This window comes from Streptomyces angustmyceticus (assembly GCF_040701845.1).
Taxonomy (GTDB): domain Bacteria; phylum Actinomycetota; class Actinomycetes; order Streptomycetales; family Streptomycetaceae; genus Streptomyces; species Streptomyces angustmyceticus_A.
The window spans coordinates 173,087-188,754 of record NZ_JBFBHQ010000011.1 but is presented as its reverse complement, the minus strand read 5'-3'; the positions used below and the strand labels follow the sequence as shown (position 1 = coordinate 188,754).

Sequence of the window (15,668 nt, the reverse complement as noted above, 5' to 3'; positions counted from 1 at the left end):
GGGTGTCCGGACGTAAAGCGAAGCAGTCCGGACACCCACCCGCGCAGGCCCGTCACCGGCACCCGACAGCCCCGCGCAGCGGCACCGCCCGCCGCAGGCGCAACGGCGAGACAGCCGAAAACGTGGGAAGGCATTCCACATCGTGGGACGTCCCCAGAAGAATTTGCGCGGACTCCCGCCGCGCCCACGAAGCCCCGGGCGCACCCCGTCGGCGAGTGACCGGCCGACACGGCCGGATCCGCTTCAGATGGGGGATCCCGGGGGCGCGAGGCGCCCCCGGACCGGGGCGTCGGCGGCGCCCGGCGGCAAGCCCTCGCGGACACCCGACGTGATCGACAGAACACAAGAAGCGGCGAACCGACCTCCGGTCGAGCCGCCATGTGAGCTATCCTGCTGGGCAAGAAGGATCCGGGCAGCGTAGCCCCCGGGTCCTTTTGTGCTTTCAGCCGCCCCCGTCGCGTGGCTGAGGGAACCGTACGAAGCAGTGCCGCAGACTCCCCCGGCCGAGGCCGGGAGGTGCCCCCCGTCGCAGGGACCGAGGAGGAACCAGACGTCATGGGCGAGCGAAGCAGGCAGGACCGGACGCAGCAGCGGAGGATGGAACACCCCGGGAAGCGGGTAGGTGGTCGCAAGTGAGTTCACTCCTGTTGCTGACCAACGCACTCCAGCCGTCGACGGAGGTGCTCCCCGCGCTCGGCCTGCTGCTGCACAGCGTGCGGGTGGCTCCGGCCGAGGGCCCGGCTCTCATCGACACTCCAGGCGCCGACGTCATACTGATCGACGGCCGCCGCGATCTTCCGCACGTCCGCTCGCTGTGCCAGCTGCTGCGGTCCACGGGGCCCGGCTGTCCGCTGGTCCTGGTGGTGACCGAGGGCGGGCTCGCCGCCGTCACCGCGGACTGGGGCGTCGACGACGTCCTGCTGGACACCGCGGGGCCCGCCGAGGTGGAGGCGCGGCTGCGGCTGGCGATGGGCCGCCAGCAGATCTCGACCGACGACAGCCCGATGGAGATCCGCAACGGCGATCTCTCGGTGGACGAGGCGACCTACAGCGCGAAGCTGAAGGGGCGGGTCCTGGACCTGACCTTCAAGGAGTTCGAGCTGCTGAAGTACCTGGCGCAGCACCCGGGCCGGGTCTTCACCCGCGCCCAGCTCCTGCAGGAGGTGTGGGGCTACGACTACTTCGGCGGTACGCGGACGGTCGATGTGCACGTCCGGCGGCTGCGGGCGAAGCTCGGGCCCGAGCACGAGTCGCTGATCGGCACGGTCCGCAACGTCGGCTACCGCTTCGTGACGCCGGAGAAGGTGGAGCGCGCGGCGGAGGCCAAGGCCAAGGAGGACGCGGCGAAGGCGGCGAAGTCCGCCGCCGCCGCGGAGCCGGCCGAGGGCCGCGGGTCCGGGAGCGGTGACGGCTCGGGGAAGGCGGTGGCCTCGGGTGCGGACGCTCCGGGGGTGCGGGCGGGGCGCCGGTAGCGGAGTCGGGTGCGGCAGGCCGTGAACCCGCGGTGAACTGCCGCACACGCTCTTGCGCCACCCGCGTAGACTGCCGCGCGTGGCCAAGGTGACGCGGGATGATGTGGCAAGACTGGCGGGTACGTCCACCGCCGTTGTCAGTTACGTCATCAACAACGGACCACGGCCGGTCGCCCCGGCCACGCGCGAGCGGGTACTCGCCGCGATCAAGGAGCTGGGCTACCGGCCGGACCGGGTCGCGCAGGCGATGGCGTCCCGCCGTACCGACCTCATAGGCCTGATCGTGCCGGACACCCGGCAGCCGTTCTTCGCGGAGATGGCGCACGCCGTCGAACAGGCCGCCGCCGAGCGCGGGAAGATGGTCCTGGTCGGCAACGCGAACTATCTCGACGAGCGCGAGGTGCACTACCTGCGCGCGTTCCTCGGGATGCGGGTGTCCGGGCTGATCCTGATCAGCCAGGGGCCCAGCGAGCACGCCGCCGCCGAGATCGACGCCTGGGACGCCCGGGTGGTGCTGCTGCACCGACGGCCGGACGCCATCGACGACGTCGCGGTGATGACGGACGACGTCTGGGGCGCGCAGCTGGCGACCCGGCACCTGCTGGAGCACGGCCACCCCTACGTCGCGTTCCTCGGCGGCACGGAGGAGACCCCGAAGTCCGGCGACCCGGTCACCGACCATGTCGAGGGCTGGCGGCGGGCCATGCTGGAGTCCGGGAAGGCGACGGAAGGGCGCTACTTCCAGGCGCCGTACAACCGCTACGACGCCTACCAGGTCGCGCTGAAGCTGCTGGCGGGCCCGGACCGGCCGCCGGCCCTGATGTGCGCGACCGACGACCAGGCGATCGGAGTGCTGCGGGCCGCCCGTGAGCTGCGGATCGATGTGCCGGGCGAGCTGGCGGTCGCGGGCTTCGACGATGTGAAGGAAGCCGGGCTGACCGATCCGCCGCTGACCACGGTCGCCTCGGACCGCCAGGCGATGGCGCGGGCCGCGGTGGACCTGGTGCTGGACGACGGGCTGCGGGTGGTCGGCTCCCGGCGGGAGCGGCTGCGGCAGTTCCCGTCGCGGCTGGTGGTGCGGCGGTCCTGCGGCTGCGGCGGCTGACGGGGGCGTCGGCGGCCGGCGGGGGCGGCCCGTTCCGCTGACCGGGCCGTCTTTATACCGGGCATATACGGTTCTGTCGGGTCTCTCAGGGCGTTCTCACGCTGCTCTCATGGACCGGCGGAAGAGTTGTCCCCATGACCGAGAGCTACCGCCGAAGCGGCGACGAGATGCCCCAGGACGGGCCGTTCGGGTACGGCGACCACTACGGCCGGCAGCCCGGCCATGAAGCGGGCCACGGCGCCCGGGCCGCGGGGGAGCACGCGTTCCCCCCGCCACCCGCGTACGCACCGGGATCCCGGCGCCGGGCCCGCCGTCCGGTCGCGCTGATCGCGGCCGTGGCACTCGCCTCGGGTCTCATCGGCGGGGGCAGCGCGGCGCTGATCGCCGGCGCCACCACCCAGTCGGCATCGAGCGGCCCCTCCACTCCGCTGGTCAACGCGGGCAAGAGCAGCGGCAGCGGCGTCTCGGGGGTGGCCAAGGCGGTCAGCCCGGCGATCGTGGAGATCAAGGCGCGGACCGGCAGCGGGGAGTCCACCGGCTCGGGCGTGGTGGTCTCCGGCAACGGCGAGATCGTCACCAACAACCACGTGGTGTCCGGTGCGCGCACGGTCACCGTCACCTTCAGCGACGGCAGCCGGAAGACGGCGCAGGTCACCGGCACCGACCCCGGCAAGGACCTGGCGCTGGTCACGGTGCGCGGCGCCAAGGGCCTGACCGCGGCCTCGCTCGGCGACTCCGACAAGATCGCGGTCGGCGACCAGGTGGTGGCGATCGGCTCGCCCGAGGGGCTCACCGGGTCCGTGACCAGCGGTATCGTCTCCGCCCTCAACCGGGACGTCACCGTTCCCAAGGAGGAGGGGCAGGGGCAGGACCAGGGCCAGGGTCAGGGCGGTCCGGGCGACGGCGGGGGCTGGCCGTTCGAGTTCGGCGGCAACCAGTACAACGGCGACACCGGCTCGTCGAAGACCTCGTACAAGGCCATCCAGACCGACGCCTCGCTCAACCCGGGCAACTCCGGTGGCGCCCTGATCAATATGCAGGGACAGATCATCGGCATCAACTCCGCGATGTACTCGCCGAGTTCGGCGTCGAGCAGCTCGGCGGGCAGCGTCGGCCTCGGCTTCGCCATCCCGATCAACACCGTCAAGGCCGACCTCGACGCGCTGCGCGACGGCGGGAGCGGCGGCAGCAGCGGCGTCTGACCGGCCGCCCGCCCGGCCCCGGCGCGCGATCCTCCGCGTCACCCCTCCCCGCCGCCCGCCGCCGTGCAAGGCTGAGCACCGGCCGTTCCGTATCCCACCCGAGGTAGTCGCGCATGAGCCCCGCCGAGCACGGTGACCATCCCGCCCGCATCCTGATCGTCGACGACGAGCCCGCGGTCCGGGAGGCCCTGCAGCGTTCCCTGGTCTTCGAGGGGTACGTCACCGAGCAGGCGGTGGACGGGCTGGACGCGGTCGAGAAGGTCGCCGCCTACGACCCGGAACTGATCGTCCTGGACGTGCTGATGCCCCGGATGGACGGGCTGACCGCCGCCCGCAGGCTGCGGGCGAGCGGGGTGCGGGTGCCGATCCTGATGCTGACCGCCCGTGACACGGTCGGGGACCGTGTCACGGGCCTGGACGCCGGCGCCGACGACTACCTCGTCAAGCCCTTCGAGCTGGACGAGCTGCTCGCCCGGATCCGCGCCCTGCTGCGCCGCAGCTCCTACGCGGCGGCGGCCGGCGCCCCGCCCGAGGAGGGCGAGACGCTGAGCTTCGCCGATCTGCGGATGGACCTGGCGACCCGCGAGGTGACCCGGGGCGGCCGCCATGTCGAGCTGACCCGTACCGAGTTCACCCTGCTGGAGATGTTCCTCGCGCATCCGCGGCAGGTCCTCACCCGGGAGCAGATCCTGAAGGCCGTCTGGGGCTTCGACTTCGAACCCACCTCCAACTCCCTCGATGTGTACGTGATGTATCTGCGCCGCAAGACGGAAGCGGGCGGCGAGCCGCGGCTGGTGCACACCGTGCGGGGGGTCGGCTACGTCCTGCGGACGGACGGCGGCGCCGAATGACCGAGCCGACCCACGCGCACACGACGGGGGGCACGGGCCCCGCGCAGAGCCGGCTCGGCGCCCGGATCGCGCGGCTGCCGCTGCGCTCGCGGCTGACCCTGCTCACCGCGGTGGCGGTGGCGGTGGCGGTGGCGGTCTCCGCGCTGGCCTGCTGGCTGCTCACCCGCGCCCAGCTGCGCGACGAGGTGGACAGTTCGCTGAAGAACGTCAGCGTCCTGCCGCAGTATCTGCAGGCGACGTACGCCAGCTGCCGGCCCACCGACCCCGCCGAGAGCAAGAACGCCCCGCCGTCGTACTACAACGTCCAGATCGTCCAGGTCGACGGCTCACGCTGCATCGGACCCAACTCCCAGCCCGTGCAGGTGCAGCGCGCGGACGTCGCGGTGGCGCAGGGCGTGCAGCGCGACACCCTGCACGACGCCGTCACCACCGAGGGCACGGACGTCCGGGTGCTGACCAAGCACATCGGGGTCGAGGGCGTGCAGTTCGCGGTGTCCATCTCGCGGCCGCTGACCGAGATCGACAGCGCCCTGAACCGGCTCGCGCTGCTGCTGGCGGCGGTGGCCGGGCTGGGCGTCGTCGGTGCCGGCACGGCGGGGCTGGTCATCGCGCGCTCCGGTCTCAAGCCGGTGGACCGGCTGACCGACGCCGTCGAGCACGTCGCCCGCACCGAGGACCTGGCCATCCGCATCCCGGCCGACGGCGACGACGAGATCGCCCGGCTCTCCCGCTCCTTCAACTCCATGACCGCCGCGCTGGCCGCGTCCCGCGACCTCCAGCAGCAGTTGATCGCGGACGCGGGCCATGAGCTGCGCACGCCGCTGACCTCGCTGCGCACCAACATCGACCTGCTGGTGCGCAGCGAGCGGTCCGGCCGGCCGATCCCGCCCGCCGACAAGGAGGCGCTGCTGGCCTCGGTGAAGGCGCAGATGGGGGAGCTGGCGGCGCTGATCGGCGATCTGCAGGAGCTGTCGCGGCCGCCGGCGCCGGGGCACAGCGCCGTCGAGGTCGTGGCGCTGCACGAGATCGTCGGCTCGGCGCTGGAGCGGGCCCGGCTGCGCGGCCCGTCGCTGACCGTCGAGGCGGACCTGGCCCCCTGGTACGTACGGGCCGAGCCGGCCGCGCTGGAGCGCGCGGTGGTGAACCTGCTCGACAACGCGGTGAAGTTCAGCCCGCCCGGCGGCACCGTCGAGGTCCGGCTGGCACGCGGCGAGCTGACCGTGCGCGATCACGGCCCCGGTATCCCGCAGGACGAACTGCCGCACGTCTTCGAACGGTTCTGGCGCTCGCCGTCCGCGCGCAGCCTGCCGGGCAGCGGTCTGGGGCTGTCGATCGTGGCGCGCACGGCGGAGGCGGCGGGCGGCGCCGTACGGCTGCGGTCCGCCGACGTCGGCGGCACGGAGGCGGTGCTGACGCTGCCGGGCGCCGCGACGCCGCCGCCCGGGATGCCGCAGCCGCCGCCGAGGCCGCCCGGCCCGCCCCCGGGACCGTAGAAGCCGCAGGGGCGGCGTCCCCCAAGACGCCGCCCCTGCGGTGCGCTCTGCCGGTGTGCTCCGGCGGGCCGCTACTTCCCGTGTTGCTTCTTCGCCGCGTCCCCGAACGGCAGGTCCTTCCCCGAGAGCTCGGCGCGGATGCCGTCCCGCTCGACGGAGATGTGCCGCAGCCGGACGTCCCCGGGCGTCTTGGGGAGCTGGAAGGACAGCGACAGCTGGTCGGCGAGCTGCGGCTTGGTGAGCCCGGTGAGCGTGCCGAGGATCTTCGGGTCGATGCCGACCTTCTGCAGCAGCCACGGGTGGTCCGCCACCACGTCGACGAGGTTGACCTTCATCAGCTTCTGGATGAAGCGCGGCGAGCCGGTCAGCTCGTGGAGCTTCTCCTCGCTGTTCATCGCGTCCTGGATGGCGGCCTCGGGGATGCCGATGCGGTCGACGATCGCCGGGATGCTGAGCATCGCCTTGACCTTCTCGGCCTGCCGGCTGAGCTCGGCGGCGGTCTTGCGGGTCAGCCGCAGGCCCTCCTCCTTGCCGGTGCCGGGGCGGTAGACGGCGACGTCGCCGATGTCCAGGCGCATCCGGCTGATGTTGGTGGAGATACCGCGGTCGCCGGCCCGCTGGATGCGCGCCTCGGCCCGTACGCGCAGTTCGTGGCCGGCGATCGGCAGCCGGCCGACCGCGCGGACCGCGTTGGGGCCCATTTCGCTGAACTTCACCTGGGAGGCGCCCAGTTCACGGTTCATGTCGTCGAAGGCGAGCAGCACGTTGCCGTCCATGCGGCCGATCGTGGCGCCCTTGATGGAGCTGGGCAGATCGCCTTCGATACGGACGTCGTGCGCGGTGGCCTCGAACTTCGCCAGCGAGACCCGGTCGGCGGCGACATCGGGGATGGTGACCTTCACCTGGTCGACGCGCTTGTCCATGACCTGGGTGAGGAACGGGAATCCCTTGATGTCGACCTCGGGAGTGGCGTTCAGGTGCAGCGCGTCCTTCACCTTCTCCGCGGTCTTGTTCTGCGCGTACAGCACCGCGAACCGGTCGAAGAGGGTGAGGAACGAGACGCCGACCAGGACGGTGACCAGCAGCTTCAGGGCGAACGGGATGGCGGCGAACCGGCTGAGGCCGCGCTTCTTGCGGCGGTGGTTCGGCGGCTTCCAGGCCTCGCCGTCGGCCTCGTCGTCCGAGCGCAGGCCCAGGCCCAGCGGATCGTCGCTGTCGTCGCGCTCGTTGAGGTAGGTGCGGCGCCGGGGCGTGCCCGCGGCGTCGAACGCGTCGGTCTCCGGGCCGGGCTCCGGTTCCGGGTCGGCGAGCGCCGCCAGGTCCGCGTACGGGTTGACCGCGCCGAGCGTTCTGGTGTCCCCGGTGGAGTCGTCCGGGTCGCCCGTCGCGGCGGCGGCAAAGTGGTGCCGGCCGGTCGGCGAGGGCGGGGACGCAGGTATGCGTGTGGGGGTTCGCATCCGTCCATCCCACCATGGGCGGGACCCTCGAACGCAAGTTGTACCGGCAGTAAGTCTGATACGCGAAGGTTGTCGCGTCGGTCTTGATGAAAAATTGCCCCGCTTGTGGGCCGACCTGAACTACCGTCACACCTCTTGGTGACCTGGGCGACAGTGCACACCTTGTCAGGGCCCGTCGAACTCCGTCCGCCCTGTCCCCCCTTGTCCGCCCGGCGCACCCTCCCGCTCACTCGGCTCCATGAGTTCCTCCGACCGGCAAACGGAAGACGGTGGTCATCCCATGACGTCGCACGAAGACCGCTCCCTGATCGTGGTGTCCGGGGCAACGGGCAACATCGGCCGCAGTCTTGTCGGCCGGCTCCTCGCCGACGGCGCGGCGGTGCGCGCGCTGACCCGCGATCCGGTGCGCGCCGGGCTGCCGGCCGGCGCCGAGACGGTCCGCGCCGACCTCACCGGAACCGGCGACCTCGCGCCGCTGCTGGCCGGCGCCGACGCGCTGTTCCTCAATCTCGCGGCCGGCGGCGACCGGGCCGCGGTCGCGGTGCTCGACGCCGCCGTCCGGGCCGGGGTCCGCCGGGTGGTGCTCAACTCCTCGATGGCGGTGACCGATACCCCGGCCGACGACACCCACTTCATCGCCCGGATGCACGCCGGACTGGAGCGCGCGGTGCGCGACAGCGGCCTGGAGTGGACCGTCGTACGCGGCGGCAACTACGCCACCAACGCCCTGGCCTGGGCCCCCTCGATCCGCGCGTCCGGTGTGGTGCGCGAGGCGCACCCGGGGGCCCAGAGCGTCCCCGTCCACGAGGCCGACCTCGCCGATGTCGCGGCCGTCGCCCTGCTGGACCGCACCGGCGCGCACCTCGGCCGGGCGTACGTCGTCACCGGCCCGGAGCTGATGACCCTCGCCCAGCAGGTCGCCGCGATCGGACGGGCGACGGGCCGGGAGATCGAGGTCGAGCAGATCTCCGAGGAGGAGGCGGCCGAGGCGATGGTGGGGCGGTACCTGACCAAGGACGCCGCACGGGAACTGGTCCGGATGTTCGGCGAGACCGTCGACGCGCCGCCCTTCCCCGTCTCGGACGCCGTCGAGCGGGTCACCGGCCGCCCGGCCCGGACCTTCGCCCGGTGGGCACAGGACCACGCCGCCGACTTCTCCTGACCGCTCCGGCCGCCGAAAACCCTTTGCCGCCCGGCCTTTCCCCGTCCTACCGTCCGCGCATGCTGCCTCGTGTGGACACGGACGACGAGCGGGACGCGATCGTCCCCGACGAAGCGGTGATGCGGCCGGGCGCCGCCGCGCTCTGCGACCGGCTCGGTCTGCGCGCGGGCCCCCTGGTCCGCTTTCCCACCGGCTCCCAGCCCGTCTACGCCGTCGGGGACCGCTATGTCCTCAAGCTCTTCCCGGCCGTCGCCGCCGACGACGGGGCGGCCGAGGCCCGGGTGCTCGCCCATCTGCAGGGCCGGCTCCCCGTCCCCACCCCCTACGTCCACGACGCCGGCGCGTACGAGAACGGCTGGCGCTACGTCCTGATGTCCCGGCTGCGCGGCACCGATCTGGCCGTCGCCTGGCCGCGGATACCCCCGGCCGAGCGGGACCGGATCGCCACCGAGGCGGGGAGACCCTGGCCGCCCTGCACGCCCTGGACACGTCACCGCTGGCCGAGGTGCTCGGCCCCGGCGACTGGGACGCCTTCACCGGCAGCCGGCGCGGCACGGCGGTCGCCCGGCAGCGCGCCCGCGGCCTGCCCGAACCCTGGCTGGAGCAGATCCCCGGCTTCCTCGGCGCGGCGCCCCTGGCCGCTCCCGGGCCGGGCGTCCTCCTCCACACCGAGTTCATGCGGCAGCATCTGACCGTCGACGAGCACGACGAGTGGCGGCTGACCGGACTCCTCGACTTCGAACCCGCCATGATCGGGTCCCGCGCCTACGACTTCGTCGCCGTCGGCCTCTTCGTCTCCCGCGGCGACCCCCGCCTCCTCTCCCGCATCTTCCGCGCCTACGGCGGGACCTTCGCCCCCGTCGAACTCCTCGCCCACACCCTGTTGCACCGCTACAGCAACCTGCCCTGGTACCTGCGCGAACTGCCCGCCCCGCCCGAACCGACTCTGGACTCCCTCGCGGAGACCTGGTTCGGGACGGAGTAGCGGGGGCGGGCAGGAAGAAGGGCGGCCGGTGGGCCACCGGCCGCCCGTGCGCTGCCGCGCGTTACTTCACGACCGTGATCCGGTCCGCCTTCGGCGGGGTGAGGGGGCCGGCCGCCGAGGAGTGGGCGGTCAGGTAGGCGGTGAAGGCGTCGAGGTCGGAGGGGCCGACGTACTTGTTCGCGCCGTCCTTGAAGGCGGCGAAGCCGTCGCCGCCGCCGGCCAGGAACTCGTTCATCGCGACGCGGTAGGTCTTGGCCGGGTCGAGGGCCGTGCCGTTGAGCTTCACCGAGTCCTTGACGACGCGGTCGGCGCCCTTCTTGGTCATGTCGAGGGTGTAGGTGAGGCCCCTGGAGACCTGGAGGATCTTGGGGGAGGCCTCGTTGGGGCCGCTGACCTGCTGCTGGAGTGCGGTCAGCAGCTGGGCGCCGGTGAGGTCGACGACGTTCATCATGTTGGTGAACGGCTGGACGGTGAACGCCTCCCCGTAGGTGACCACCCCGTCGCCCTCCGAGCCGGACGCCTTGAAGGCGAGGTCGGAGCGCACCCCTCCGGGGTTCATCAGAGCGAGCTGGGCGCTGCCCTTGCCGTCGGCCGCGGTGGCCTCCAGCTGGGCGTCGGCGATGACATCGCCGAGCGGCGACTCGGGGGTCGTGGCACCCCGGCCCGCGATGTCGGCGGAGATGTGGCCGACGGGGCGGCCGGCGACCGGCGCGGCCAGCTTGTTCCAGCGGGTGATCAGCGACGTCATGTCCGCGGCCTTGGGCTGGGTGCGGTCGACGACGTGGTTGGCCGCGCCGGGGGCCTTGACGCTGGTCCGCACGATGTCGTGGGTGCGGCGGTCGTAGGTCAGCGTGGTGTCGGTGTAGAGCTTGCCGTAGGACGCGGCGGACGTGACGGTGCGCGGCCGGCCGGACGGGTCCGGGATGGTGCAGGCGTAGGCCTGGTGGGTGTGGCCGGTGACCAGCGCGTCGACCTTCGACGTGACGTGCTTGGCGATGTCGGTGATCGGGCCGGAGATGCCTCCCCCGGTGCTGGACGCCCGGGGGGACCCCGATCCGGGCCCGGGGCTGTCGCAGTGGTAGTTGTACGAGGAGGAGGCGGGCATGCCGCCCTCGTGGATGAGGGCGACGATCGACTTCACGCCCTGCTTGTTCAGCACCTTGGCGTACTTGTTGATCGTGGCGACCTCGTCGTGGAACTTCAGGCCCTTGATGCCGTCGGCGTTGACGATGTCCGGCGTGCCCTCCAGGGTCACCCCGATGAAGCCGATCTTGACGTCCTTGTGCTTCCAGACGGTGTACGGCCGGAGCAGCGGCTTGCCGGTCTTCTCGTCCGTGACGTTGGCGGTGAGGTACGGGAAGTCCGCGCCCCGGAACTTCTTGCCGTGCTCGTAGCAGCCGTCCTTCGGGTGGCAGCCGCCCTTCTGCAGGCGGGTCAACTCGGTCCGGCCCTCGTCGAATTCGTGGTTGCCGACCGAGGTGACGTCCAGGCCCAGCCTGTTCATGGCCTCGATGGTCGGCTCGTCGTGGAACAGTCCGGACAGCAGCGGGCTGGCCCCGACGAGGTCGCCGGCCGCGGCGGTGACCGAGTAGGGGTGACCCTTGCGGGCCGTGCGCAGGGACTGCGCGAGGTACTCCACGCCGCCCGCCGGGATGCTCTTCTTGCTGCCGTCCGGCTGGGCCTCCTCGACCGTGCCGGAGGAGCCCTGCGGCGGTTCGAGGTTGCCGTGGAAGTCGTTGAAGGAGAGCAGCTGCACATCGACGGTGCGGCCGGCGCGGGCGGCGTGGCCGGTGTCGGCGCCGGCCGGCAGGGCGGCGGCGGTGAGCCCGGCGGCGGCCAGTACGGCGGCGCCGATCGTCAATCTTCGTACGGTGCGGCCCCGTTGCGGTGTCGCTGGCATGTGGTCCCCTCCTGGATGGTCCTGAGCGGACGGCAGCTTATTGTCGACGCGCGTAGCGCAACAGGGGTCCCCGGGTTACGGGCTGGTTGCCGACAGGGTCGGGGGAGCGCGGGTGGCGCCCCGCCGGGAGCCCGGCAGGGTCGTACGCTTCACACATGACTGACGCTGCACAGGAGATGGGCCGGGCCGGCCGCAGGATCCAGGTGGTCGACGAGCTCGCGCCGGAGGAGGCCGTGGCCGTCGCCGGGCTGATCGAGCGGGCCGCCCGTACGGACGGGCAGCCCGCCGTGTCCGAGCAGGGGCGGCTGCAGCTGCGCGGGGGCGTGCGCCCGGGCGTGCGCCATGTGCTGCTGTACTCGCGCGGCGACGAGGCCGAGGAGCTGGTCGCGTACGGGCAACTGGAGGACACCGACCCGGTGGAGGCACCGGCCGCCGAGCTGGTGGTGCACCCGGGCCACCGCGGCCGCGGGCACGGCCGGGCGCTGGGCAGCGAGCTGCTGGAGCAGTCCGGGCGCCGGCTGCGGGTCTGGGCCCACGGCGGGCATCCGGCCGCCCGGCACCTCGCCCAGACCCTCGGGCTGACGATGTTCCGGGAGCTGCGCCAGATGCGGCGCTCGCTGACGGACCTGGAGCTGCCGGAGCCGGTGTTCCCCGAGGGGGTGTCCGTACGGACCTTCCAGCCGGGCACCGACGACGCGGCCTGGCTGGAGGTGAACGCGGAGGCGTTCGCGCACCACCCGGAGCAGGGTTCGCTGATCCAGCGCGATCTGGACGACCGCAAGGGCGAGGCGTGGTTCGACCCGAAGGGCTTCTTCCTGGCGGAGAAGGACGGCCGGCTGGTCGGCTTCCACTGGACCAAGGTGCACGCCGACGAGGGCCTCGGTGAGGTCTATGTGCTCGGCGTGCGGCCGGGCGCCCAGGGCGGGGGCCTCGGCAAGGCGCTGACCTCGGTCGGGCTGCGGCACCTGGCGGGCCAGGGGCTGCCGACGGCGATGCTCTATGTCGACGCGGACAACGCGGCGGCGGTGAGCGTGTACGAGCGCATGGGGTTCGCCACGCACGAGACGGATCTGATGTACCGCTCGGAGACGTGAGAGCGGGCGCCGGACGAGCATGCCGCGGGGCGGGCCCTTCAGGGTCCGCCCCGCTTCGTCACTGCTGCCGGGCGCGCTCGTCCCGCTGCGCCCGCCATTCGCGCGCCAGCATCGCGTAGACGACCTCGTCGCTCCACTCCCCGTCGAGGAACTCGTTCTCCCGCAGATGGCCCTCCCGGCGCATCCCCAGCCGTTCGAGCAGCCGGGCCGAGGCGGTGTTGCGCCCGTCCAACTCGGCCTGGATGCGGTGCAGGTGCAGCTCCTCGAAGCCCAGCTTCAGCAGCGCCCGGCTCGCCTCGGTGGCGTAGCCGTGGCCGGCGTGGTCGGGGTGGAAGACGTAGCCGATGCCGCCCTGGCGGTGCGCGCTGCTCCGCCAGACGAAGGTGACGTCGCCGACCAGGGTGCCGGTCTCGCGGACGACGACGGCGAGCTGGAGGAGGTCGCCGGACTCGCGCAGCGTGGTGCGGGCGGCCTTGGCGGCGACCGAGGCCCGGGATCCGGCCTCGTCGAGGGGGCCCCAGTAGAGGTAGCGGCAGACCTCGGGGCGGCGCTGGTAGGCGTGGATCGCGGGGAGGTCGTCGGGGGTGACGGGGCGCAGATCCAGGCGTTCGGTGCGTATCGGGTAGCCGGGGGTGTACGGCAGCGGCGGCGTCACGGGTGCGGAGGGTGTGGGCACCCGGGCAGCGTAGGCAGCGGAGGTTGACAGGTGCAGCCCATTTCCCCCACCCTTTCACTACTTAATTAGTGGAATGACTCGGGGGGACGGGTGATGCGGCCGATGGCTACGGACCAGGTGACCGGCCGCGCCTCGGGGCGCACCGCCGTCGAGGCGATCGGCCTCGGCAGGCGCCACCGCCTCCGCTGGGCCCTGCGCGACTGCACCTTCCGGCTGCCGGCCGGCCGCATCTGCGCACTGGTCGGGCCCGGCGGCTCCGGAAAGAGCACCCTGCTCTCGCTCGTCTCCGGCCTGACCCGCCCCGGCGAGGGGACCGTACGGGTCGGCGGCGCGGCCCCGGCCACCGCCGCGAACCGCGCCCGGATCGCCCACCTCACCCAGGGCACGCCCCTCTACCCCCGGCTGACGGTCGCCGAGACGCTGCGGCTGGGCCGCGGGCTCAACCCCGGCCGCTGGAACGCGCGGTGCGCCGAGCGGATCGTCCGGGAGGGCCGGGTGCCCCTCGACGCCCGGGCCGGCACCCTCTCCGGCGGGCAGCGCACCCTCCTGGGGCTCGCCCTCGCCTTCGCCAAGAGCCCCGAACTCCTGCTGCTCGACGAGCCGCTGGCCGGTCTCGACCCGCTCGCCCGGCACCGGACGACCGCACTGCTGCTGGCCCAGGCCGCCGAGCACGGCACGACCGTCGTGCTGTCCTCGGACCTGCTCGCCGAGCTGGACGGGGTCTGCGACTACCTGCTGGTGCTGGGCGGCGGCCGGGTCCGGCTCGCGGGCGAGGTCGACGACCTCATCGGCGCGCACGCCCTGGTGATGGGGGCGCACCGGGACGCGGCGCTGCCACCGGCGATCGCGGCCCACACGGTCATCGACACCCAGACGTCGGGGCGTCGCTTCACCGCGGTCGTACGGCGCAAGGGCACGGTCGCCGCCGGGCCCTGGGAGACCGCCGAACCGTCCCTGGAGGAACTTCTGCTCGCCTATCTGCGCGCGCCCGACGCGCCCGCACTGATAGCGCCGAGCGCGGAGCCGGTCCCGGCGCGGTGGCACCGCCGGCCCGGCAACAAGCCGGGGATCCCCGGCATGCCGCGCAACGGACCGCCCGGCCCGAGGAGCCGTCCGGGCGGCCGGGACACCCCGCCGGGCGGCGCGGCGGGCACATGGCACGACCACCACAGCGGCAAGGGAGCGGCGGCATGACCACCACGGCACACCCCGGTACGAACGGGCGCGGCACGACGGGCGATCCGGGCGGAACCCGGGAGATGGACGGCCGTGCGCCGCTGGGCGGGCTCCTCTGGCTGGTGTGGCGCCAGCACCGCCTGGTCTTCGGCGTGCTGCTGGCCGCGGCGGCCGGCGGCGCGGTCTGGTGCGCGGTGCTGCGCGGCCAGACGGCCGCCTTCATCGACGCCCATCACATCGCCGGCTGCTCGCAGATCTCCCTCGACCCGCGCTGCGACGGCACCCAGAAGGCGGTCACCGCCTTCCGTGAAACCTTCGGGCCGTCCCTGCGGCTGGTCGAAGTGGGCCTGGTGCTGCTGCCCGCGCTCATCGGGCTGTTCCTCGGCGCCCCGCTGATCGCCCGCGAGCTGGAGGCCGGCACCCACAAGCTCGTCCTGACCCAGTCGGTCGGCCCGCTGCGCTGGCTGGCGGCGAAGACCGGCCTGCCCGCGCTGGTCGTGGTCACCGCCTGCACGGGGCTCTCGCTGACCTTCAGCTGGCTCTGGCAGGTCGCCGGCGACGAGGTCTCCGGCTACTACTGGTACTCGACCCTCGGCTTCCACTCCCTCGGCCCCGTCCCGGTCGCTTACGCCCTGCTGGCCCTGGCGATCGGCGTACTGGCCGGTCTGCTGCTGCGCCGTACGGTGCTGTCGATGGGCGTGACCCTCGGCGCCGTGGTGGCGGTGCAGGTCGTGCTGGCCCAGCTCAGGCCGTATCTGCTGCCGACCGTGACCACCGAGTTCCCGAAGAACCGGCCGGCCCAGGTGCCGGACGACTCGTGGCTGGTGGGACAGGGGCACTACACCCGCTCCGGTGCCCGGCTGTCCGACTCCCCGTGCGATGCCTCCGCCGGTTACGAGGACTGCCTGCGGCAGCACGGTGTGGTCGGCCAGTACATGGACCACCACCCGGCCTCGCACCACTGGCCGCTGGCGTGGATCGAGGCCGGGATCGTGCTGGCGCTGACGGCGGCGCTGACCGTGGTCGCCTTCCGGGTGATGCGGCGCCGGCACGGCTGAGACGGCGGGCCGGGGTGCGGGCCGCGGCGGCCGCGCA

12 protein-coding genes and 1 pseudogene are annotated in these 15,668 nt (G+C 73.0%); 10 read left to right on the top strand and 3 right to left on the bottom strand.

Features of this window, described 5'->3' with window-relative positions; genetic code table 11:
- The first annotated feature begins 632 nt into the window (after positions 1–632).
- The 5 genes from AB0411_RS23600 (at position 633) to AB0411_RS23580 (ending at position 6,123) form a co-directional block, all read left to right on the top strand.
- Positions 633–1,472: a response regulator transcription factor gene (locus AB0411_RS23600; RefSeq protein WP_366419258.1), complete on the top strand. Its 840-nt coding sequence runs from the start codon at positions 633–635 to the stop codon at positions 1,470–1,472.
- A 79-nt stretch (positions 1,473–1,551) separates the two neighbouring features.
- The gene (locus AB0411_RS23595) at positions 1,552–2,577 is read left to right on the top strand and encodes a LacI family DNA-binding transcriptional regulator (RefSeq protein WP_366419257.1); all 1,026 of its coding nucleotides are present in this window, start codon (positions 1,552–1,554) and stop codon (positions 2,575–2,577) included.
- 134 nt (positions 2,578–2,711) lie between these two features.
- A complete protein-coding gene (locus AB0411_RS23590) occupies positions 2,712–3,779 on the top strand; it encodes a S1C family serine protease (protein ID WP_366419256.1) in 1,068 nt (355 codons plus the stop codon).
- 113 nt (positions 3,780–3,892) lie between these two features.
- Positions 3,893–4,630, top strand: a complete 738-nt coding sequence (locus tag AB0411_RS23585; RefSeq protein WP_366419255.1) for a response regulator transcription factor — start codon at positions 3,893–3,895, stop codon at positions 4,628–4,630.
- Positions 4,627–6,123, top strand: a complete 1,497-nt coding sequence (locus AB0411_RS23580; RefSeq protein ID WP_366419254.1) for a HAMP domain-containing sensor histidine kinase — start codon at positions 4,627–4,629, stop codon at positions 6,121–6,123. Before AB0411_RS23585 ends, AB0411_RS23580 begins: the two co-directional genes overlap by 4 nt.
- 71 nt (positions 6,124–6,194) lie before the next feature.
- On the opposite strand, the gene AB0411_RS23575 is transcribed toward AB0411_RS23580, so the two are convergent.
- Positions 6,195–7,580, bottom strand: a complete 1,386-nt coding sequence (locus AB0411_RS23575) for an LmeA family phospholipid-binding protein (RefSeq protein ID WP_366419253.1) — start codon at positions 7,578–7,580, stop codon at positions 6,195–6,197.
- A gap of 280 nt (positions 7,581–7,860) precedes the next feature.
- Here AB0411_RS23575 and AB0411_RS23570 point away from each other — a divergent pair, with 280 nt between their 5' ends.
- Positions 7,861–8,742, top strand: coding sequence for an NAD(P)H-binding protein (locus AB0411_RS23570; protein WP_366419252.1), 882 nt, complete (start codon positions 7,861–7,863; stop codon positions 8,740–8,742).
- A 59-nt stretch (positions 8,743–8,801) separates the two neighbouring features.
- A pseudogene (locus AB0411_RS23565) lies at positions 8,802–9,727 on the top strand (phosphotransferase).
- Between the two features lie 61 nt (positions 9,728–9,788).
- Here the strand turns inward: AB0411_RS23565 and AB0411_RS23560 are convergent.
- A complete protein-coding gene (locus AB0411_RS23560; protein WP_366419251.1) occupies positions 9,789–11,627 on the bottom strand; it encodes a bifunctional metallophosphatase/5'-nucleotidase in 1,839 nt (612 codons plus the stop codon).
- Between the two features lie 155 nt (positions 11,628–11,782).
- Here AB0411_RS23560 and mshD point away from each other — a divergent pair, with 155 nt between their 5' ends.
- Positions 11,783–12,721 carry a mycothiol synthase gene (mshD, locus tag AB0411_RS23555; RefSeq protein WP_366419250.1) on the top strand — a complete coding sequence of 313 codons (939 nt, stop codon included), beginning with the start codon at positions 11,783–11,785 and terminating at the stop codon, positions 12,719–12,721.
- 58 nt (positions 12,722–12,779) lie between these two features.
- On the opposite strand, the gene AB0411_RS23550 is transcribed toward mshD, so the two are convergent.
- Positions 12,780–13,397 (bottom strand): GNAT family N-acetyltransferase, encoded by a 618-nt coding sequence (locus tag AB0411_RS23550; RefSeq protein ID WP_366419249.1) that lies wholly within the window; start codon positions 13,395–13,397, stop codon positions 12,780–12,782.
- Positions 13,398–13,499: 102 nt separating this feature from the next.
- Here AB0411_RS23550 and AB0411_RS23545 point away from each other — a divergent pair, with 102 nt between their 5' ends.
- Together AB0411_RS23545 and AB0411_RS23540 are read left to right on the top strand one after the other, a co-directional pair.
- Positions 13,500–14,591, top strand: coding sequence for an ATP-binding cassette domain-containing protein (locus AB0411_RS23545; RefSeq protein WP_437043069.1), 1,092 nt, complete (start codon positions 13,500–13,502; stop codon positions 14,589–14,591).
- Positions 14,588–15,631: an ABC transporter permease gene (locus AB0411_RS23540; protein ID WP_366419247.1), complete on the top strand. Its 1,044-nt coding sequence runs from the start codon at positions 14,588–14,590 to the stop codon at positions 15,629–15,631. The genes AB0411_RS23545 and AB0411_RS23540 overlap by 4 nt, the downstream gene beginning before the upstream one ends.
- The last annotated feature ends 37 nt before the right edge of the window (positions 15,632–15,668 follow it).